Origin of the sequence: Pseudomonas sp. GL-RE-26, from assembly GCF_019956275.1 — a bacterium.
Classification (GTDB): domain Bacteria; phylum Pseudomonadota; class Gammaproteobacteria; order Pseudomonadales; family Pseudomonadaceae; genus Aquipseudomonas; species Aquipseudomonas grandcourensis.
In genome coordinates, this window is the sequence record NZ_JAHBDI010000022.1 from 149,615 (window position 1) to 168,058 (window position 18,444).

General features: G+C 61.3%; 17 protein-coding genes. 9 read left to right on the top strand and 8 right to left on the bottom strand.

Annotated elements, in window-relative coordinates:
* The first annotated feature begins 89 nt into the window (after positions 1-89).
* The 3 genes from paaY (at position 90) to feaR (ending at position 2,693) form a co-directional block, all read left to right on the top strand.
* Positions 90-686, top strand: coding sequence for a phenylacetic acid degradation protein PaaY (gene paaY, locus KGB07_RS15560; RefSeq protein ID WP_223465864.1), 597 nt, complete (start codon positions 90-92; stop codon positions 684-686).
* Between the two features lie 67 nt (positions 687-753).
* Positions 754-1,677 (top strand): phenylacetic acid degradation operon negative regulatory protein PaaX, encoded by a 924-nt coding sequence (gene paaX, locus KGB07_RS15565; RefSeq protein ID WP_008003007.1) that lies wholly within the window; start codon positions 754-756, stop codon positions 1,675-1,677.
* Between the two features lie 101 nt (positions 1,678-1,778).
* On the top strand, positions 1,779-2,693 hold the full coding sequence (feaR, locus tag KGB07_RS15570; protein WP_046042832.1) for a transcriptional regulator FeaR: 915 nt from the start codon (positions 1,779-1,781) through the stop codon (positions 2,691-2,693).
* Positions 2,694-2,725: 32 nt separating this feature from the next.
* Here feaR and KGB07_RS15575 read toward each other — a convergent pair whose 3' ends face one another.
* Together KGB07_RS15575 and KGB07_RS15580 are read right to left on the bottom strand one after the other, a co-directional pair.
* Positions 2,726-3,463, bottom strand: coding sequence for an anti-sigma factor family protein (locus tag KGB07_RS15575; RefSeq protein ID WP_223465865.1), 738 nt, complete (start codon positions 3,461-3,463; stop codon positions 2,726-2,728).
* Complete coding sequence (locus KGB07_RS15580) at positions 3,456-3,968, bottom strand: sigma-70 family RNA polymerase sigma factor (protein WP_046042830.1); 513 nt, start codon at positions 3,966-3,968, stop codon at positions 3,456-3,458. The genes KGB07_RS15575 and KGB07_RS15580 overlap by 8 nt, the downstream gene beginning before the upstream one ends.
* A gap of 155 nt (positions 3,969-4,123) precedes the next feature.
* On the opposite strand from KGB07_RS15580, the gene KGB07_RS15585 reads away from it, so the two are divergent.
* Entirely contained in the window at positions 4,124-5,092 is a 969-nt protein-coding gene (locus tag KGB07_RS15585) for a metallophosphoesterase family protein (protein WP_223465867.1), read from the top strand.
* A gap of 14 nt (positions 5,093-5,106) precedes the next feature.
* On the top strand, positions 5,107-5,415 hold the full coding sequence (locus KGB07_RS15590) for a cupredoxin family copper-binding protein (protein WP_046042828.1): 309 nt from the start codon (positions 5,107-5,109) through the stop codon (positions 5,413-5,415).
* 79 nt (positions 5,416-5,494) lie between these two features.
* Here KGB07_RS15590 and tynA read toward each other — a convergent pair whose 3' ends face one another.
* The gene (gene tynA / locus KGB07_RS15595; RefSeq protein WP_223465869.1) at positions 5,495-7,783 is read right to left on the bottom strand and encodes a primary-amine oxidase; all 2,289 of its coding nucleotides are present in this window, start codon (positions 7,781-7,783) and stop codon (positions 5,495-5,497) included.
* Between the two features lie 233 nt (positions 7,784-8,016).
* Between tynA and KGB07_RS15600 the strand changes: the two genes are divergently transcribed.
* From KGB07_RS15600 to KGB07_RS15610, 3 genes are all read left to right on the top strand, one after another.
* Positions 8,017-8,517, top strand: a complete 501-nt coding sequence (locus KGB07_RS15600; protein ID WP_223465870.1) for a sigma-70 family RNA polymerase sigma factor — start codon at positions 8,017-8,019, stop codon at positions 8,515-8,517.
* A gap of 40 nt (positions 8,518-8,557) precedes the next feature.
* A complete protein-coding gene (locus tag KGB07_RS15605) occupies positions 8,558-9,541 on the top strand; it encodes a FecR family protein (RefSeq protein WP_223465871.1) in 984 nt (327 codons plus the stop codon).
* A 98-nt stretch (positions 9,542-9,639) separates the two neighbouring features.
* Complete coding sequence (locus KGB07_RS15610; protein WP_223465872.1) at positions 9,640-12,063, top strand: TonB-dependent siderophore receptor; 2,424 nt, start codon at positions 9,640-9,642, stop codon at positions 12,061-12,063.
* 38 nt (positions 12,064-12,101) lie between these two features.
* On the opposite strand, the gene KGB07_RS15615 is transcribed toward KGB07_RS15610, so the two are convergent.
* Complete coding sequence (locus KGB07_RS15615) at positions 12,102-13,253, bottom strand: MFS transporter (RefSeq protein ID WP_046042823.1); 1,152 nt, start codon at positions 13,251-13,253, stop codon at positions 12,102-12,104.
* 165 nt (positions 13,254-13,418) lie between these two features.
* Here KGB07_RS15615 and KGB07_RS15620 point away from each other — a divergent pair, with 165 nt between their 5' ends.
* Positions 13,419-14,411, top strand: a complete 993-nt coding sequence (locus tag KGB07_RS15620) for a DeoR family transcriptional regulator (RefSeq protein WP_046042822.1) — start codon at positions 13,419-13,421, stop codon at positions 14,409-14,411.
* Between the two features lie 111 nt (positions 14,412-14,522).
* Here KGB07_RS15620 and codA read toward each other — a convergent pair whose 3' ends face one another.
* The 4 genes from codA to KGB07_RS15640 form a co-directional block, all read right to left on the bottom strand.
* Entirely contained in the window at positions 14,523-15,767 is a 1,245-nt protein-coding gene (codA, locus tag KGB07_RS15625; protein WP_046042820.1) for a cytosine deaminase, read from the bottom strand.
* Between the two features lie 95 nt (positions 15,768-15,862).
* The gene (locus KGB07_RS15630; RefSeq protein WP_046042819.1) at positions 15,863-16,693 is read right to left on the bottom strand and encodes an alpha/beta fold hydrolase; all 831 of its coding nucleotides are present in this window, start codon (positions 16,691-16,693) and stop codon (positions 15,863-15,865) included.
* Positions 16,694-16,821: 128 nt separating this feature from the next.
* Complete coding sequence (gene queD, locus KGB07_RS15635; RefSeq protein ID WP_046042818.1) at positions 16,822-17,178, bottom strand: 6-carboxytetrahydropterin synthase QueD; 357 nt, start codon at positions 17,176-17,178, stop codon at positions 16,822-16,824.
* Between the two features lie 75 nt (positions 17,179-17,253).
* On the bottom strand, positions 17,254-18,333 hold the full coding sequence (locus KGB07_RS15640; RefSeq protein WP_046042817.1) for a hypothetical protein: 1,080 nt from the start codon (positions 18,331-18,333) through the stop codon (positions 17,254-17,256).
* Between the last annotated feature and the right edge of the window lie 111 nt (positions 18,334-18,444).

An 18,444-nucleotide genomic window follows, 5' to 3' on the forward strand; every position in this document is an offset into this window, starting at 1 on the left:
AAGTGATACGGTTTTTAGTCTTTGTGCTGTTAAAAGTGATGTGATACAAATTGAGTCATTAATTGCATCGCTTTGTGAAGGAAGCTTCCATGACCTGCTACAGCCTTGATGGCCTGACTCCGGTGGTTGACCCGAGCGCTTATGTGCACCCGTCAGCCGTATTGATCGGTGACGTGATCATCGGCCCCCATTGCTATGTCGGTCCGCTGGCCAGCCTGCGCGGAGACTTCGGGCGGATCGTGCTGGAGGAGGGCGCCAACCTGCAGGACACCTGCGTGATGCACGGTTTCCCCGACAGCGACACCGTGGTCGAGCGCAATGGCCACATCGGCCATGGCGCGGTGCTGCACGGTTGCCGGATCGGCGCCGATGCGCTGGTGGGCATGAATGCGGTGGTGATGGACAACGCCCGGATTGGCCCGCGTTCATTCGTTTCGGCGGCGGCGTTCGTCAAGGCCGGCTTCGAATGCCCGGAACAGTCGCTGGTCATGGGCGCACCGGCCAGCGTCAAGCGCAGCCTCAGCGATCAGGAAGTGGCGTGGAAACAGGCCGGCACCCGGGAGTATCAGCAACTGGCCCAGCGTTGCCTTACGCAGATGCAGGTCTGCGAACCGCTGAGCGAACCGGAGCCGGATCGCCCGCGGATCAGCGACAGTGGGTTGCGGCCGAAAGGCAGTACTTTGTGATCACCCCTTTCCCCACAGGGATTGCGGCATTCGGTATATTCCTTTTCTTTTTTCGTACGGAACGCCCATGTCGTCCCTGACTCCCTTGAACCATCTGATTACCCGCTTCCAGGAGCAGACGCCGATCCGCGCCAGTTCCTTGATCATCACGTTGTACGGGGATGCCATCGAACCCCATGGCGGCACCGTCTGGCTGGGCAGCCTGATTCAGTTGCTCGAACCCATCGGCATCAATGAACGACTGATCCGCACCTCGATTTTTCGCTTGACCAAGGAAGGCTGGCTGACCGCCGAGAAGGTCGGTCGCCGTAGCTATTACAGCCTGACCGGCACCGGTCGCCGGCGTTTCGACAAGGCCTTCAAGCGGGTCTACAGCACCACGATGCCAGCCTGGGATGGTTCCTGGTGCCTGGTGATGCTCTCGCAACTGACCCAGGACAAACGCAAGCAGGTGCGCGAGGAACTGGAGTGGCAAGGCTTCGGCGCGATTTCGCCGGTGGTGCTGGCCTGTCCGCGCAGCGACCGTTCCGACGTCAACGCGACCCTGCTCGACCTCGGCGTCCAGGAAGACACCATCGTCTTCGAAACCACCGCCCAGGACGTACTGGCCTCCAAGGCCCTGCGCCTGCAAGTGCGAGAGAGCTGGAACATCGAGGAACTGGCCGCGCACTACAGCGAGTTCATCCAGCTGTTCCGGCCGCTGTGGCAAGCCCTGCGCGAGCAGGAAAACCTGCAACCGGCCGACTGCTTCCTGGCGCGGGTACTGCTGATCCACGAGTACCGCAAGCTGCTGCTGCGCGACCCGCAACTGCCGGACGAGTTGTTGCCCGGCGATTGGGAAGGCCGCGCCGCCCGCCAGTTGTGCCGCAACATTTACCGTTTGATCTACGCCAAGGCCGAAGAATGGCTGAACGCCGCGCTGGAAACGGCCGACGGCCCGTTGCCGGATGTGGGTGAAAGCTTCTATCGGCGTTTTGGCGGACTGAAATAGCACGTCATTGTTCAGGGAATGGTGCGGTTCAGGAGACTCGAAGCATCCGATGTCGTGTGGATTGACGTAGACAATAAAAATAAGCCTGCGTGAGGCCTGACATGATTTCTACAACAGCACAGCGCCATGATGGGTTCGATCAGTGGATCCATCAGATCAACCAGATCTGTGGCGCCTTCAACGCACAACCCCTGGGCAGCGAATTTGCCGGGCGCATCCGCGAATACCAGAGCGATGCGCTCAAGCTCAGTTTTGTCGACGTGTGCCAGGCGCGTTTGTACCGTACGCCCCAGGAAGTCGCGGCGGGCGAGGGCGGCAAGTATTTTGCGGTGTTCCAGCTCGACGGCACGGCGGGCATGGCCCAGGGCGACGACAAGGTCTTGCTTTCCCCCGGCGACATCACGCTGATCGATGCCGCGCGGCCCAGCGACTTCACCTACAGCGAAAACTCCCGGCAGTTGTCGTTGATCCTGCCGTATCAGCTGGTCGAGCAAACCCTGCGCTTCAATCAGGTCAAGTGCGGCCACCGGATTGCCGCGACCTCGCCCATTGCGATGCTCTCGCACCGGCTGATCCTCGATGCCACCCGCCAGCAGCACCTGACCCGCCAGGAAAGCGAAGCGACCCTGGAAGCGATTGTCAGCCTGCTGCGTCCGGCGATCAGCCAGACCGACGACAGCAGCGACTCCCACGAGCGGAGCTTCCGCAAGACGCTCACCTGCATCGACGACAACATTCGCTCCGAAGACCTGTGCCCGGAATGGCTGGCGCGGGAAGTCGGCATGTCCACCCGGGGCCTGTACCGGATGTTTGCCAAGAAGGGATTGGTGGTGGCGCGCTACATCAAGAACCGTCGCCTGGACCTGTGCGCCGAGTCCCTGCGCCGCTCGGGCAAGGAGGAGAAGTTGTCGGTGCTGGGTTACTCGTGGGGGTTTTCCGATTCCAGTTACTTTTCCACCGCGTTCAAATCACGCTTCGGCATTGCGCCGGGGGAGTATCGCAAGCGGCATGCTTGAGGTTTTTTTGCTCTTGCTTCGGTGAAAAAATGCTATGGCTTGAGTAACTGGCTGAACGCCTCCAGCTCACTTTTCTCCAGGTCGGACACCAGCACTAAGCGCATGTGGTTTTCTTGCCAGGACACCACGTTGAAACCTCGGATCGTCAGGCTTTGCCGTGGCTTGTCCGTCTCAGGCGTGGGCAAGATAAAAACATTGATGATGTGCTTGGCCCGCCCGTAACTCAGGGCCGCCGTGGTCTGATGTTGCAGATAGTCCAGCCGTCCTCCCAGCAGTGGAAACCCCTGTGCCGTGTAATCGAAGACCGGCGGCGAGAAGTCGAGTTTGCCGGTGAACCAGGGCTTCACGGTATGGCGGTCGGACGACACCACATCGTTCAAATGCTCGCCCATCAGCGAACGCACATGGCTGGAGACCGCCTCGTCCATCAATGGCTGTTCGCTGCCCGGCGTCGCCACATACAGCACCACCGCCAAGGCCAGGGCCGTCGCTGAAAAAACCGGTGCGAACCATTTGCGCCAACGCTCGACGACGCCAACCGATGGGGGTTCAGGGGCGAACACCCGGGAAGTCAATGACGCCGGCGCTGCGTAATACGGCGCTCGTTGTTTCACACCGGCCATCAGCAGCTTCGTCTGATCATGCAATCGCGCACACGCAACGCACTCGGCCAGATGCCCGGACACATTCGCGGCCGTCGCCGAATCGAGTTCCTTGTCCAGATAGCCATGTATCAGCGTCTGGCAAACCGTGCAGTCGAGTTCATTCATGATCGTACAACTTCAGTAGTTCGAGCGTGAGCATGGCGCGAGCCCTGGCCAGCCTCGACATGACGGTACCGATGGGGATGTCGACCACCAGGGCGATGTCCTTGTAGGGCATGTCTTCGAGTTCCTTGAGCACGATCACCTCGCGAAACGCCGGCGGCAGGGCGCACAGGGCTTGCTGGATCAGCGCCGCATTTTCGCTGTGGATGGCCAGCAGTTCCGGGGTCTGGCTGTGGCTGAGCGCCTTGTCGTCTTCGGCGAGTTCATCGCCGATGGCGACCCAATGGTGGCCGGCCGAAGCCTTGAGCCAGGTGTAGCTTTCGTTGCGCACGATGGTCAGGAACCAGGCCTTGGCGTTGCCATCGGCGAAGCGCTGCGAAAATCTGAACGCCCGCAGGGCGCTTTCCTGCACGACATCGCGCGCGGCGCTGTCGTTGCCGGTGAGCCAGCGCGCGAGGTTGTAGGCGGCGTCCAGGTGGGGCGCAAACAGTTCCTCAAATCGCGTCATAGTGGTTTCCGCACTGTCCCATCCCTATAACTGTGAAGCGTTGCGTTTTATTCCCGAGGAAAAAATATATTTTCGACAGGGAATAAAGACCTGTCCCGCCAGGTTTTTACCTCGTGTCAGCTACATCACTGTAGTTCTCCAGCGAGGGATTACCGATGGACATTCATTCAAAACACCAACGACGTACCGACGGCCCGTTGAACCCTGACCGTCGAACGCTGCTCAAGTGCTCTGCATGGGCCGGGGCTGGCGTGATCTGGGCCTTGAGTGGCGGTATTCCCAGGGCCTTCGCTCTGGATCAGGCGGGTAACGTCACCGACCCCAAGGCACTCGCCAGCACGTTCCAGTTTGTGCAGATCAGCGACTCACACATCGGTTTCAACAAGGAGGCCAATCCTGAACCGCTGAAGACCTTGCAGGTGGCTATCGACAAGGTCGTTGCCCTGCCGAAACGGCCGTCGTTGATCCTGCATACCGGCGATATTACCCATCTGTCCAAAGCCGAGGAGTTCGACACCGCCGCCCAGTTGCTCAAAGGCTTGCCGTCCCCCGTGCACTACGTGCCGGGCGAGCACGACACCCTCGACGAAGGCGGCGGCAAGCTCTATCTGGAACGTTACGGCAAGGGCACCAAAGGCAATGGCTGGTACAGCTTCGATGACCACGGTGTGCATTTCATTGCGCTGGTGAATGTCTTCAACTTCCAGGCCGGCCATGAAGCAACCCTTGGTGCCGATCAACTGGCGTGGCTGGCCGATGACTTGCGAGCCGTGAGCAGCAGCACGCCCATCGTGGTGTTTACCCATATTCCGTTGTGGACGGTTTATCAGCCGTGGGGCTGGGGTACCGAAGATGGCGATCTGGCGATTGCCATGCTGCGCAAGTACGGTTCGGTAACGGTGTTGAACGGGCACATCCATCAGGTCATCCAGAAAGTCGAAGGCAATATCACCTTCCACACTGCTCGCGGCACGGCTTATCCACAACCCGCACCAGGCGCGGCGCCGACGCCGGGGCCGATGACCGTGGCGGCTGATCAACTGCGCAATTATTTGGGGGTCACCGAAGTGCGAGCGACCCAGGGTGATCATCCACTGGCGCTGATCGATTCGACACTGGTTTGACGGAGGGGACTGGGATGAAAGCGCGATTATTGGCCGTTGCCTGCCTGATGCTGTCGATGCCTGTATGGGCTAATGAGGTAAAAATCGATATCAAGGAATTCATGTTCGGGCCCAAGGATCTGACCGTGGCCTTGGGCACCAAAGTCACGTGGGTAAACGACGACGAGATCCCGCACACGGTGGCGGAAACCCACAAGCTGTTTCGCTCCGGGGCGCTGGATACCGGAGACAGTTATTCCTGGGTGTTCAATACGCCGGGGGAGTTTGAGTATTTTTGTGCGCTGCATCCGCAGATGCTGGGGAAGATTGTGGTCAGCCAATAAGCGGATGGTTCACCTTAAGACGATGTAACCCCGTAGGAGCGAGCAAGCTCGCTCCTACAAGGGGTTGTGTATGACCTGTTTACTTCGGTGCGCTGAGGTTCAGCGTCGGCGTTTCATCGAAGAAGTTCCACGGCTTCAACAGCACATGTACCCACTCGGTCGGCATGATCGGCCACTCTTCGGCGCGGGCGATGTGGGTGGTGCCGGTGGTCAGCCAGACCACATCGTCGGTGTTCTCGATGGAGTGGTTGTCCTGAGTGAACTGCCCCAGGCCCGAGTCTTTGTCCGAGCGGTTTGGGTACTTGCCTTCCGGGTACTTTTCCTCTGGGTTGTATTGCGTCACCCACAACTGCTTGTCCATGAAACTCAGGCGATGATAGAGCCATTCGTCCTGGCCGAAGTTGGCGCCCTTGGCCACCGGGTGCGTGCCGCCGGCATAAGGAATCAGCTGATAGGAAACCGGGTTGCCGACCTTGTTCTCCTTGCTGGAGTTGGTCAGCAGGCGAACGGTCGACGGGTCGAATTTCTGCGCCGCCTGTTGCTCGGTGCCGACCACTTTGGTTTCGGTCTGCATGGTGCTGGTGCGCGGGCCGCCACGGTCGTTCGGCAGCACCACCGGGTTCACTTCCACCAGTGAGTTCTGCTCGCCGTCCACGTCCATGTCGAGGCGGAAGTTGTAGATGTGCTGGTGCGTGGTGCCGACGATGTTGTGATCCAGCAGGGTGCCATAGCGCGTGTCTTCCCTGGCGGTGTCCTCGTGCATGGTTTTCGATTTCACACCCTTGACCGCTTCGATGCCGGTGGCGCCGGCGTCGATGCCGATGGTGCCGTTCTGCTGGAAGACCCAGTCGAAGATGTAGTCGTAGTTGCCCACGGTGCTGATCCAGCGCACCACCAGTTCACGACGCTCGGTACTGAGGTTGGGCTGGCCCATTTCCTGGTGTTTGTATTCGGGGCCTGCGTAGCGCTCGAACACCGCCATGGCGCGCGGGATTGCCGTCGGTGCGCCGGTGTAGTCGGCGATGGTCGCGTCCAGCAGCACGGCGTTTTGCGGGGCGTCTTTGCCACGGGCAATCGGTGAAGTCAGGGTGCCCATGCCGTAGTCGCCGGAGTCGAGGTAGGCCTTGAAGTACCAGCCGACGTCCGGGTCGCCGTAAGGCACGATCATGCCGCCCAGCGAGCCTTCGTACATGATCTTGCGTTTCTTGCCCTTGTCGTCGTAGGTGACGGTGGACAGGATCGGACCGACCCGCGAGTCGAGACGAACGTGGAAGTCCCAGTTCTGCCAGTGAATGCTGTTGCCGCTGATGGTGTAGTTCTTGCCCTCGGGCTCGATGATTTCCAGCGGTTTGACTGCTACGCCCTGGCGTCCGCGCCCGTCATACGGCGTCGGTTTCATCGGCACCGGAATGAGCGCTTCGTCTTCGATCTTGATCAGTTTTTTCTGTTCCAGGTCGACAATCGCCACCAGACCCTCGATCGGGTGCGCCCAGTAGTTGCCGTCACCGGTGTTGAGGTAGCTGACGATTTTCAGCAGGCGCTTGTCCTGCGCCAGGCCGTCCTTGCCGTCGAAGTAACCGACAGTCAGGGGCGTGGCCACGACCTTCTTCACGTCGTTGATGCCGCGCTTGGCCAGGGCCTGGGCGTATTCCGGGCTGGTTTCCACAGCCGTCTGCACCGTGGCGAAATCGTCCAGCAGCACCATGCCGTGGGCGCCTTCGATCGGCTTCCAGGACGTGAGTTCTTTGGTGTCGAGGTCGACCAGGGCTTCGATCACGTGCTTGCCGTCGAGCACCACGATTGAAGCCTCACGCCGCTGGGTGACGTTCTGCCCGGTGAAGACGAAGTTCCACACCTGATCCTTCGGCGGCTCCTTGACCGAGACTTCGGTGAAGCGGAAGCCGGGCTTGTAGTTTTCCGATTTCTTGACGATGTCCACGGCCGTGGTGATTTCAGCCGCGTTCAGGGGGTTGAGCGGGTTAGGGCGGGTCTCGACGACGAAGGTATTGTCCAGCCCGGACTGGAACACCTGGTTGATAAAGTCCTTGGACATGAACGCCGTATGTTCCTTGAACACCACCGGCACCGTCAGCTCGATACGCTTGCCGTTGAGCATCGCCACTTTGCTGTCGGGCTTGACCTTGAGGTAGACCCCGTCCTTGGCAATGGTGAACAGATTGGCGTAGTCGTCCCATTTCACCGTGGCGCCAAATTCCTCAAGGCCCGCTTGCAGCGGCACCATTTCGGCTTGACCGCCGTGGGCCTGGGCAGTGTTCGCCCAGAAAGGCAGGCCGAGGGTGCTCAAGGTGATGGCCAGGGCCAGGCGGGCAAGCGGTGTTCTTTTGGGCGATGCTTTGGGGCTGAACATGTGGGAATTCCTGGGGAAAATCCGGTTACGGGCATTTCTGCACTTTGTTACAACCCGTCAATGGCTGCATTTGAATGCCTGCCAGATTTCTTTGGTTCCGTGCCGCAATCCAGCTTTCCTGACGAAATGCACAATGGCAAGCGGACAAAGTGCCCGGTACGGGAGACGCAAACCATTGCTTCAAGTTAATAGGACGCATTACTATTCGCGCTCCGTCTCCACAGCACGCCGCAATGACCCTCAAGCTGCCCCGCAGACACGGCTTTTTCGAGCATTACGAAGAGTTGGTTGGTACCTGGACCCGTCGCCTGAGGAATCGTCAGCAGGCCGAGGACCTGGCCCACGATACCTCCGTGCGGGTGCTTGAGTCCGATTCGGCGGTGGTGCAACAGCCTCGGGCGTATTTGCACCAGACCGCACGCAACATCGCCGTGGATGGTTATCGGCGCGAGGACCGGCGGGGGGCCATGGAGTCGGAGGCGATCGATCTCAGTGAGTCGCCGATCGGCGACCCGGAGCATTTCATGCACGCGATCCAGCTGGCGGATTCCATCGAGCGGGCGCTCACCGAGCTGCCGGTCAACTGTCGCAAGGTGTTTGTCTGGCAGAAAATCGAGGGTCTGACCCAGGCCGAAATCGCCGAACGCCTGGGGCTGTCCAGGAACATGGTGGAAAAGTATATGATCCGCACGCTTCGGCATCTGCGCGATCGCCTGGACGGGTTGCAGTCATGACCGGCCGCGCCTTTTCCTCCCCAGCCCAACAGGAACTTCCATGATGGATACTCGTGATTGCGCGTGCGGGCAGACAGGGGTTCGCGATGACGCGGCGCAGTGGTTTGTGCGTTTGCAGGAGCCTGTTGCGGATGTCGAAATGCGGCGCCAGTTCCAGCTCTGGCTGGACGAACACCCTCAACACCGAAACGAATTCGAAGTGCTCCAGGGCTTGTGGAGCGCCGCCGACCTGGTGCCGGCGGCGCGTTTGCGGGCCCTGTGTGAAACCTCGTCAGCCCTGAAAAAGCGTCGTCCGGTGTTGCGCTATGCGGTGGCCGCCAGCGTGCTCGCGGTGGCGCTTGGCCTGGGCTGGTTCAGCGGCTTGAATCATCCGGCGCCTTACACCGCCGAGTTTTCAACGGCCCTGAATGAGCGCCGCCATGTGGCGTTGCCAGACGGCTCGGTGGTGGATCTGGACAGCCGCAGCCGGATCCAGGTGCGCTTTGAAAAGGGTCAACGCCACGTTGAACTGAGCGAAGGCGAAGCGATGTTCAGCGTCGAGCATGACACCCGTCGGCCTTTCGTGGTCGAGGCGGGCAGCGGCAAGGTCACGGTCACCGGCACCCGATTCGACGTGCGCCATGGCGCCAGCGAAACCCGGGTGGTGGTGGAGCAGGGCACCGTCAAGGTTCAAGGGCGCGACGCCGCCGATAACGATTTCATCAATCTCACGGCAGGCCTTGGCACCCACGTCGATACCCAGGGCAAAGTTGCCGCCGCCTACGCCGTCAACCCGGCGGAAATGACCGCCTGGCGCAGCGGCAAACTGGTGTTCAACAACGCCAGCCTGGCCGATGTCGCCGAGCAGGTCTCGCGCTATCGCCAGAAGCCGCTCAAGGTCGCCAGCGCAGCGGTGGGCGATCTGCGCCTGACCAGCGTGTTCAAGTCCGACAACACCGATGCGTTGCTCAAGGCCTTGCCGAGCATCCTGCCAGTGGCCGTGCGCACCCTTGGCGATGGCAGCCAGGAAATAATTTCAAAATAAAATTCAGGTTTTTTTCGAGTTCATCGTCTTCCTGTTCAACTGCAACTGGTTTGCATTAACAAGCGCACACTCTTGCGATCCTCAGGATTACGTTCGACGTGAAAAACTCCACCGCTAAAAACAACAAACTCCCCTGGTTGCCGCTGGCCCTCGCGCTGGCGGTCAGTATTGCGCTGCCCCAGGCCTTTGCCGCCGACGGCATCCGCATCCCGGCGCAACCTTTGGGACAAGCCCTGAGTCAGTTGGGCCAGCAAACCTCGCTTCAGGTGTTCTTCAGCCCTGAACTGGTTGCCGGCAAGCAGGCCCCGGCGGTGGATGGCAACCTTTCCCCGGAAGACGCGCTGCGCCAGTTGCTGCAAGGCAGCGACCTGCAATACCAGATCGATGAAGGTTCAGTGACATTGATGCCGGCGCCGACTTCGGCGGCCAACGGCCCACTGGAGCTGGGCGTGACTGACATCAAGGTGGTCGGCGACTGGCTCGGCGATGCCGATGCCGCCGTGGTGCAGAACCACCCCGGCGCACGCACGGTGGTGCGCCGCGAAGCCATGGTCGAGCAGGGCGCGATGAACGTCGGCGATGTACTCAAACGCGTCCCGGGCGTGCAAGTGCAGGACGCCAACGGCACCGGTGGCAGCGACATTTCCCTCAACGTCGGCGTGCGCGGCCTGACTTCGCGCCTGTCGCCTCGCTCCACCGTGCTGATCGACGGCATCCCGGCGGCGTTCGCGCCTTACGGTCAGCCACAACTGTCCATGGCGCCGATTTCCTCCGGCAACCTCGACAGCATCGACGTGGTACGCGGTGCCGGCTCCGTGCGTTACGGACCACAAAACGTCGGCGGCGTGATCAACTTCGTGACCCGTGCGATCCCGGAAAAAGCCTCGGCTGAAATCGGCACCACCCTGGAAACCTCGCAGCACGGTGGCTGGAAGCACATCGACACTGCGTTCATGGGCGGCACCGCCGACAACGGCATGGGCGTGGCGCTGTTGTACTCCGGGGTGAACGGCAACGGTTACCGTGAAAGCAACAACGGCAACGACATCGACGATGTGATCCTCAAGACCCATTGGGCGCCGACCGATGTCGACGATTTCAGCCTCAATTTCCACTACTACGACGCCAAGGCCGACATGCCCGGCGGCCTGAACCAGGCGCAGTACGACGCCGACCCGTTCCAGTCGGTGCGCGACTACGACAACTTCAGCGGCCGCCGCAAGGATGTGTCGTTCAAGTGGGCGCGGCAGATCGACGATCGCACCCAGGCCGAAGTGCTGACCTACTACACCGACAGTTTCCGTGGCAGCACCATCGCCTCGCGGGACCTGAGCACACTCAACTCCTATCCGCGCAGTTACTACACCTTCGGCATCGAACCACGGGTGTCCCACGTCTTCGATGTCGGCCCGACTACCCAGGAAGTCAGCGTCGGCTATCGCTACCTCAAGGAAGCCATGCACGAAGAGGCCAGTCGTGTGGCGCTGGTCAACAACCAGCCGGTCGTGCGTCCGGGGGCGGACGGCCATGTCTATCAGGACCGCACCGGTGGAACCGAGGCCAATTCGGTTTATGTCGACAACAAGATCGACGTTGGCAACTGGACCGTCACTCCTGGTATTCGCTTCGAGCACATCAGCACCGACTGGCACGACCGCCCGGTGCTCGATAACGCCGGTAAACGGGTGCCGGAGAAAAAACGCAGCATCGAAAGCAATGAGCCGCTGCCGGCCTTGAGCGTGATGTATCACATGTCCGATGCGTGGAAACTGTTCGCCAACTACGAAACCTCGTTCGGCGCGCTGCAGTACTTCCAGCTGGGGCAGGGCGGTATCGGTAATGAGCCCGCCAACGGCCTGGAGCCGGAAAAGGCCAAGACCTACGAAATCGGTACGCGCTACAACGATGACGTGTGGGGCGGGGAGGTGACGCTGTTCTACATCGACTTCGACGACGAACTGCAATACATCAGCAACGATGTGGGCTGGACCAACCTCGGCGCGACCAAGCACCAGGGCATCGAAACCTCGGTGCACTACGATCTGGCCGCGCTGGACCCACGCCTTGACGGCCTGACCGCCAACGCCGGCTTCACTTACACCCGTGCCACCTACGAAGGCGAGATCCCGGGCTTCAAGGGGCGTGACCTGCCGTTCTATTCCCGTCAGGTGGCCACTGCCGGCCTGCGTTACGACATCAACCGCTGGACCTGGAACCTCGATGCGTTCGCCCAGTCCAAGCAGCGCTCGCCGGGCACCGGCGTGAACGCCGATGGCAGCTTCAACGGCAACTACATCACCGAAGGCACCGCCGACGGGCAGTTCGGTGACATTCCGGGTTACGTGACCTGGAACGTGCGTGGCGGCTATGACTTCGGTCCGCAGGTGTCGAACCTGAAACTGGGGGCGGGGGTGAAAAACATCTTCGACAAGCAGTACTTCACCCGTTCCAGCGACAACAACTCGGGGATGTACGTCGGTGCGCCGCGCACGTTCTTTGTGCAGGCCAGTGTCGGGTTCTAACCCACCTGTGGCGAGGGGGCTTGCCCCCTCGCCACAATTCAGACTTTCAACACCTTCCCGCCAACGGCCACCGCCACCAGCAACACCGCCATCAAGGCAAAGGCAAAGCTCAAGCTGCTGCCATGGGCGACGAAGCCGATGACGGCGGGGCCTGCCAGGATTCCTGCATAACCCAGGGTGGTAATGGCCGGCACGGCGATGCTTTCGGGCATGACCGTCTGTTTGCCGACCGCGGTGTACAGCACCGGCACAATGTTCGAGCAACCGGCACCCAGCAACGCATAACCCACCAGCGCCGCCTCCCAGCTCGGTGCGAACGTCGCCAGAAACAAGCCTGCGGCGGCTGTCAGCCCGCCGAACACAATCACCCGTGTCGCGCCCAGCCGTCGCACGATTTTGTCACCGGTCAAACGCCCGGCCGTCATGGTCAGGGCAAACGCCGCATAACCGAGCCCCGCATACGCCGTGTCGATGCCACGTTCCTGTGTCAGGAACACCGCACTCCAGTCCAGCGCCGCGCCTTCGGCGAGAAACACGATGAAGCACATGCCGCCGATGAACAGGACGATGCCATGGGGCACCGCAAACGCCGGTCCCGAACTCTCGCTGCCGTAGGGCAACAGATGCGGCACGGCCTTGGCCAGTGCGATCAGCAGCAACACAATCACCACCAGCGTGGCCCCCAGGGGTGAAATCCCCAGGCCAAGCAATCCGCTGACACCTGCCGCACCGACAATCCCGCCCAGGCTGAACAGGCCATGGAAACCCGACATCATGTTTTTGCCGCTGGCGCGCTCGACGATCACCGCTTGCAGGTTGACCGTCGAATCCACGGTGCCGAGCCCCGCGCCGAACATGAACAACGCGGCGATCAGCGCCGGAATCGACGACACCGTTGCCAGCAGCGGCAGGGCGGCACAGATCAGCAGGGTCCCGCCAGCCGTCACCCGCCGACAGCCGAAACGTGTGGACAGGATCCCGGCCACCGGCATCGCCAGGATCGAACCCACTCCCAGGCACAGCAGCAACAATCCCAGGGTGCCTTCATCCAGTCCGGCCCGGGCCTTGGCATAGGGCACCAGCGGTGCCCATGCGGCGATGCCGACCCCGGCGATGAAAAAGGCGATGCGCGTGGACATCTGTTCCAGGCGGCCGGGAACGAAAGTGGTTTGGCTGTTGAGGCTGGTCATAACAATCCTTGGCAAAAAGCGTCGCGTCCTCAACGGACAGTGATCGGCCTGTGAGGGTTCGATCAGTGCCCGGAAAGTTTTACGGTCAAACAGGGCGACATCCTTGCACAGCGCCGCTGTTTTTCGCGATATGTTGAGCCATTCCAATGACACACGGAGGGCGCCATGGCGCAGCGGTACGATGCACGGGGCAACATTTACATCGTGGTAGCGCCAGAAGAACTGCGCCGCCAGGGCATCGACCTGCCCGATCAGGCTAGCCAGGCAGCGCAAACCATCGAAGCCTGGACGCTAGCCGCGATCGAGGCTTGCTGCAGCTGGGCTCCAGGCACTCAACCGTCCGGCAGCAAGGATCATCGCAGCGACGGTTTGCTGGTCGGACCGTTTCAGTCGTCGCCTCCCTTTGATCTGTTGATCGTCAACACCGACGGTACCCTGGCCGAGCGCAGTGGCAACGGGCTGACGATTTTTTCCCAGGCCCTCAGCGATCAAGGGCTGTTGCCGCAGAACGAAGCCTGTCTGCTCAGGGTTCACCACGACAAGTCTGACACTCCGTCACCGGGGCAGACTTCAGTGAAAGCCGCAGAGGTCGAGGGCGTGAGGGGGTTCTGGCTCGATCTGGGCCAGCCGGGATTCGGGCCGTCGGCGGTCAGTGCTCACGGGGTTGAAGCAGCGGTGCTCAACGGTCGTGAACTCAGCCACGTTGAACAGTTGTCGGCACTCAATAGCGCATGGTCGCGCAGTCAGTTCGCGCGGGTCGGCAATCCCCATTGCGTGACGCTGGTGGAAAGTGCCGGGGATCTGCCGAGCAACGAGCAGATGCGCGAGCCGGTGCTGGGTGAGGGGCTGACGCGGATTGCTTACGCCATGCCGGTCGGTGCAGGCAAACCTTGTCCGGCGGGGATCAATCTGCAATGGGCAATGCGTTTGTCCGAAGGGCACATCGCCGCGCGAGTATTCGAGCGGGGCGAGGGGCCGACGGCGTCATCGGGGACCAGTGCCAGCGCGGTGGCCAGTTCGGCCTGGCGGGTTGGTTGGGTGAGCGCCGGGGAGGTCAAGGTGACGATGCCGGGTGGCACGGCGCCGATCTTGTTGGAGGAGGAGCAGGGGGAGTTGAGTCGGGTCAGCCTGTTTGGTACGGCTCGAGTTATCGATTGATTTTGATATCGCCATCGCGAGCAGGCTCGCTCCTACAGTGGTTACATGTCGTTCACAAAACCTGTAGGAGCGAGCCTGCTCGCGATGGGGCCAATCCGGTAAACGCAAATTTCAGCTCAGACCAGCGAACTCCACCACCGGCATCGTCCGCTTCATCAACACCTTGCCATCGCGCACCGAGTACAGCGGCAACCCCTGGCTGCGGATCACCTCGTAATCACTTTCCGCCGACAGAATCAGCAGGTTCGCCGGCCGCCCGCGCTCCAGACCATAGCGATCGCCGAGGTTCATGGCTTTGGCACTATTGTCCGTCACCAGGTCCAGCGCACTTTGCAGGTTGCGATAACCGAGCATGTGGCAAATGTGCAGGCCGGCTTCGAGCACCCGCAAAATGTTGCCGTTGCCCAGCGGATACCACGGATCGACGATGGAGTCCTGGCCGAAGCACACGTTCATGCCCGCTTCCAGCAACTCGTTGACCCGGGTCACGCCCCGGCGTTTCGGGAAACTGTCGAAGCGACCTTGCAGGTGGATGCTTTCGGTGGGGCAGGAGACAAAGCTGATCCCCGAATGCCCGAGCAAGCGAAACAGCTTGGCGCAGTAGGCGTTGTCGTAGGAGCCCATGGCCGTGGTGTGGCTGGCCGTGACCCGCGAACCCATGTCGCGGCTGCGGGCCTCTTCGGCGAGCACTTCGAGAAAGCGTGAATGCGGGTCGTCGGTTTCGTCGCAGTGCACATCCACCAGGCAACCGCTGCGTTCGGCCAGGTCCATGAGGAACTTCACCGAACTGACGCCCTGATCGCGGGTGTACTCGAAATGCGGTATACCGCCCACCACGTCGGCGCCCATGCGGATGGCTTCTTCCATCAATTCGCGGCCATTGCGGTAGGACTCGATGCCTTCCTGAGGGAACGCGACGATTTGCAGGTCGACCAGGTGCCGGCTTTCCTCGCGCACTTCGAGCATGGCCTTGAGCGCGGTCAGTTGCGGGTCGGTGACATCGACGTGGGTGCGTACATGCTGGATGCCGTGGGCGGCGAGGGTCTGGATGGTTTTTTTGGCCCGGGCCTTGGTGTCTTCCTGGGTGATGGTCGCCTTGCGTTCGCCCCAGCACTCGATGCCTTCGAACAGCGTGCCGCTCATGTTCCAGCGCGGCTCGCCGGCGGTCAGGGTGGCGTCGAGGTGGATGTGCGGCTCGACAAAGGGCGGCACTACCAGATTGCCACCGGCGTCCAGATCGTCAGGGCCCAGGGTCGGGGCTTCGATCTGGCGGCCGATGCTGCTGATCAGACCGTTTTCCAGGTTCAACTCATGCAGGCCTTCCTGATTGCGCAGACGGGCGTTGATGATGTGCATCGGGCAGATCCTTTTGGCGAATCGTTTAGGCAATACCTTTACGTTAGCTCGCCTGCGGCGAATCCCGCCAGTTCAAAATGTGGGAGCGGGTTTGTTCAGGTAGATAGTTGCAGGGGTAAAAATCGCATAAGTGCGGCGACGATGGCTTCAGGTGCATCTTCCTGAACCAGATGACCGGCGTTGGGAATCGGATAAAACTGCGATCCAGGAATCATCTGCTGCAAGGCCCGCCCGCGTTCGATGGGAATCCACTGGTCGTCTTCACCCCACAGAATCTGCACCGGGCAGCGAATCGTCGGGTACAGGCCCTCGGCCTCACGGGTATAGCGCTCGTCCATCTGTGCGATCTGCCGGTAGAACGCCGCTTGCCCCGGCTCCCCCAACCACGGCTGAACGTAGGGGGCGAGTTCGGCGTCGGGAATTTCGCGCTGGATGGCTCCGCGAATATAGGTCGGCACGATGGCGCGCTGGATGTAATCGGGCAGTCCGCTGAAGGCCGCTTCATGCTGGCGCACATGCTGCACGAACGGCGAACCCCAGGGCGTGAGGGCCACCGGGTCAATCAGCGTCAGGCTGCGGTAGTCCTTGCCATTGAGCAGGTGCGCGCGCAGGGCGGTCGCACCGCCGAAGTCGTGGGCCACCACGTCGGGGCGGTCCAGGCGCCAATGCCCCAGCAACTGCGCCAACAACTGGTTTTGCACACCGAGCGAGACATCGTCGTCGGGTTGTGCCGATTGTCCATAGCCCAGCAGATCGAAGTAGTAGACGCGGTGAGTCGCGGTGAAATACGGCGCGATCCGGTGCCACACACAGGAAGAAAACGGTGTGCCATGCACGAACACCAGCGGCGGGCCGTCGCCGCGCACGGCGTAGTGCACTTGATGTCCGTTGAAGTCGAAGACCTGATCCAGCGGCCAGTCAGTCATGGGCTTGTCCTCTTGGCGGGGGGAAGAGGCAAAAAGCATAGGCATAAAAAAACAGCCGATGAAGGCTGTTTTCTTTTTCTCTGACAAAACGCTGTTCCCCTGTGGGAGCGAGCAGTGTTGTCTGAAGATTACTCGCCGCGATAGATGCAACCGCTGGTGCAGGTCTCGTGGATACGGATCGCGCTCAGCTCCGGCAGCAGGGGCTTCAATTCCTGCCAGATAAACTTGGCCAACACTTCGCTGGTCGGGTTTTCCAGGCCGGGAATGTCGTTCAGGTAGTTGTGGTCCAGGCGCTCGTACAGCGGCTTGAAGATCGCCTTGATTTCCGAGAAGTCGCGGATCCAGCCGGTGTGCGGGTCGAGGTCGCCGCTCAGGTGGATTGCCACTTTGAACGAGTGACCGTGCAGGCGCCCGCACTTGTGGCCGTCCGGTACGTGGGGCAGGCGGTGGGCGGATTCGAAAGTAAATTCTTTGAAGATTTCCACAGTGTTTTCAGCTCTGTTCAGGTGGCGTTCGCCGCAGCGATTCGGGCAGGCGGCGAGTTTACCAGTTTGTCCTGACTAAAGGGTCAGCAAGCGCTCGCCGAGGCGACCGTTGGCGGCCAGTTCGAGGAATTCGTCCCCCAGGCGGCGGCTTTCGTCCATGGTCGTGCGCCAGTATTTCTGCCGGCTCGGGGCATCGCCCATGAAGCGCTTGAAGTCGTTTCGGTCCGGCAGTTTACCGTAGGGCAGGCGCGCCAGGTATTCCTTCGACGGCGCCAGCAACAGCACGTTCTGCAAGCGAGCCGGGCAGGCGCGGCGCCATGGCAGGGTCTTGTCGAACCAGCCGGGGATCACCCGGTCGGTGAAGTGCGGGTAAAGCACGATGTCGTTGCCGCTGTAGGGCAGGTCCAGGTGGTAATCCAGCAGACCGCCGTCGCGGAAGGTCCCGGCGCCGGCGCCCGGCAGGTCGCGCACGCCTTCCATCACCATCGGGATCGAGCCCGAAGCCAGCAGGGCCTGGCGCAAGTTGCCGGCATTGAGGGCGACGAAGCGCGACGGGAAGTCAGTCAAGGCATTCACCGGCGGCGCCAGGCGCGGGTCGTGGATGATCAGGCGTTCGAAGTGCCGTGCCAGCCGCGCCCGACCGCGCAGGTTGTCGGCAATGACCGATGACAGGCCCAGCCCCAGGCGGCCGCGATGATCGTCGGCCAGCAGGCCGTGGCTTTTAACCACCATGATGTTCAGGCGGTAATGGTTGTTGCTGAGGATCGAGGCATCGCGACCGTCGAGCAGGTCATTGAGCATGCGCTGTGAGCTCTGGCTGATCTGCGCCATGGTCACGCCCTTGGCAAAGTGCTGCTCGGTGTACAGCTGCCCGAGACGCCGGATGCCCTCGGCGGCGTCCGGCAGGCAGGCGCTGGCGAAGCGCCAGGAACCCACCGATGCGCCAATCAGCGAGCGTTCTCGCGGTGCCGCCGGCAGCCACTCGCCGAATAGCGCCAGGTCCAGACCCTGAATCCCCAGCGCCTTCGGACCGCCGGCCGCGCCAGGCAAGGTGCCGACGTCGGCGGCGCTCAAGCCGTTGTCCCGGATGCGCGCAAAGGCGCGTGGACCGGCCTTGAGGGTCAGGGAAGGGAACTTGATGTGGATGGCGGTCATTGCGGTCTCGAAGTGTGGCAAGCGGGAAATTATAAACGTGATCATTGTGGGAGCGAGGGTGTCAGCAATGATGGCAATTCAGTTTCAATTAAGTTCAGCGGGTTAAGGTGG

What these genes read in the sequence shown, in the direction of transcription:
- KGB07_RS15605 (WP_223465871.1), top strand. Translation starts at nt 8,558, where the DNA reads ATGATGGATACTCGTGATTGCGCGTGCGGGCAGACAGGGGTTCGCGAT.
- KGB07_RS15585 (WP_223465867.1), top strand. Translation starts at nt 4,124, where the DNA reads ATGGACATTCATTCAAAACACCAACGACGTACCGACGGCCCGTTGAAC.
- KGB07_RS15590 (WP_046042828.1), top strand. Translation starts at nt 5,107, where the DNA reads ATGAAAGCGCGATTATTGGCCGTTGCCTGCCTGATGCTGTCGATGCCT.
- KGB07_RS15580 (WP_046042830.1), bottom strand. Translation starts at nt 3,968, where the DNA reads ATGACGCGATTTGAGGAACTGTTTGCGCCCCACCTGGACGCCGCCTAC.
- KGB07_RS15640 (WP_046042817.1), bottom strand. Translation starts at nt 18,333, where the DNA reads ATGACCGCCATCCACATCAAGTTCCCTTCCCTGACCCTCAAGGCCGGT.
- paaY (WP_223465864.1), top strand. Translation starts at nt 90, where the DNA reads ATGACCTGCTACAGCCTTGATGGCCTGACTCCGGTGGTTGACCCGAGC.
- paaX (WP_008003007.1), top strand. Translation starts at nt 754, where the DNA reads ATGTCGTCCCTGACTCCCTTGAACCATCTGATTACCCGCTTCCAGGAG.
- feaR (WP_046042832.1), top strand. Translation starts at nt 1,779, where the DNA reads ATGATTTCTACAACAGCACAGCGCCATGATGGGTTCGATCAGTGGATC.
- KGB07_RS15620 (WP_046042822.1), top strand. Translation starts at nt 13,419, where the DNA reads ATGGCGCAGCGGTACGATGCACGGGGCAACATTTACATCGTGGTAGCG.
- KGB07_RS15575 (WP_223465865.1), bottom strand. Translation starts at nt 3,463, where the DNA reads ATGAATGAACTCGACTGCACGGTTTGCCAGACGCTGATACATGGCTAT.
- KGB07_RS15630 (WP_046042819.1), bottom strand. Translation starts at nt 16,693, where the DNA reads ATGACTGACTGGCCGCTGGATCAGGTCTTCGACTTCAACGGACATCAA.
- tynA (WP_223465869.1), bottom strand. Translation starts at nt 7,783, where the DNA reads ATGTTCAGCCCCAAAGCATCGCCCAAAAGAACACCGCTTGCCCGCCTG.
- codA (WP_046042820.1), bottom strand. Translation starts at nt 15,767, where the DNA reads ATGCACATCATCAACGCCCGTCTGCGCAATCAGGAAGGCCTGCATGAG.
- KGB07_RS15600 (WP_223465870.1), top strand. Translation starts at nt 8,017, where the DNA reads ATGACCCTCAAGCTGCCCCGCAGACACGGCTTTTTCGAGCATTACGAA.
- KGB07_RS15615 (WP_046042823.1), bottom strand. Translation starts at nt 13,253, where the DNA reads ATGACCAGCCTCAACAGCCAAACCACTTTCGTTCCCGGCCGCCTGGAA.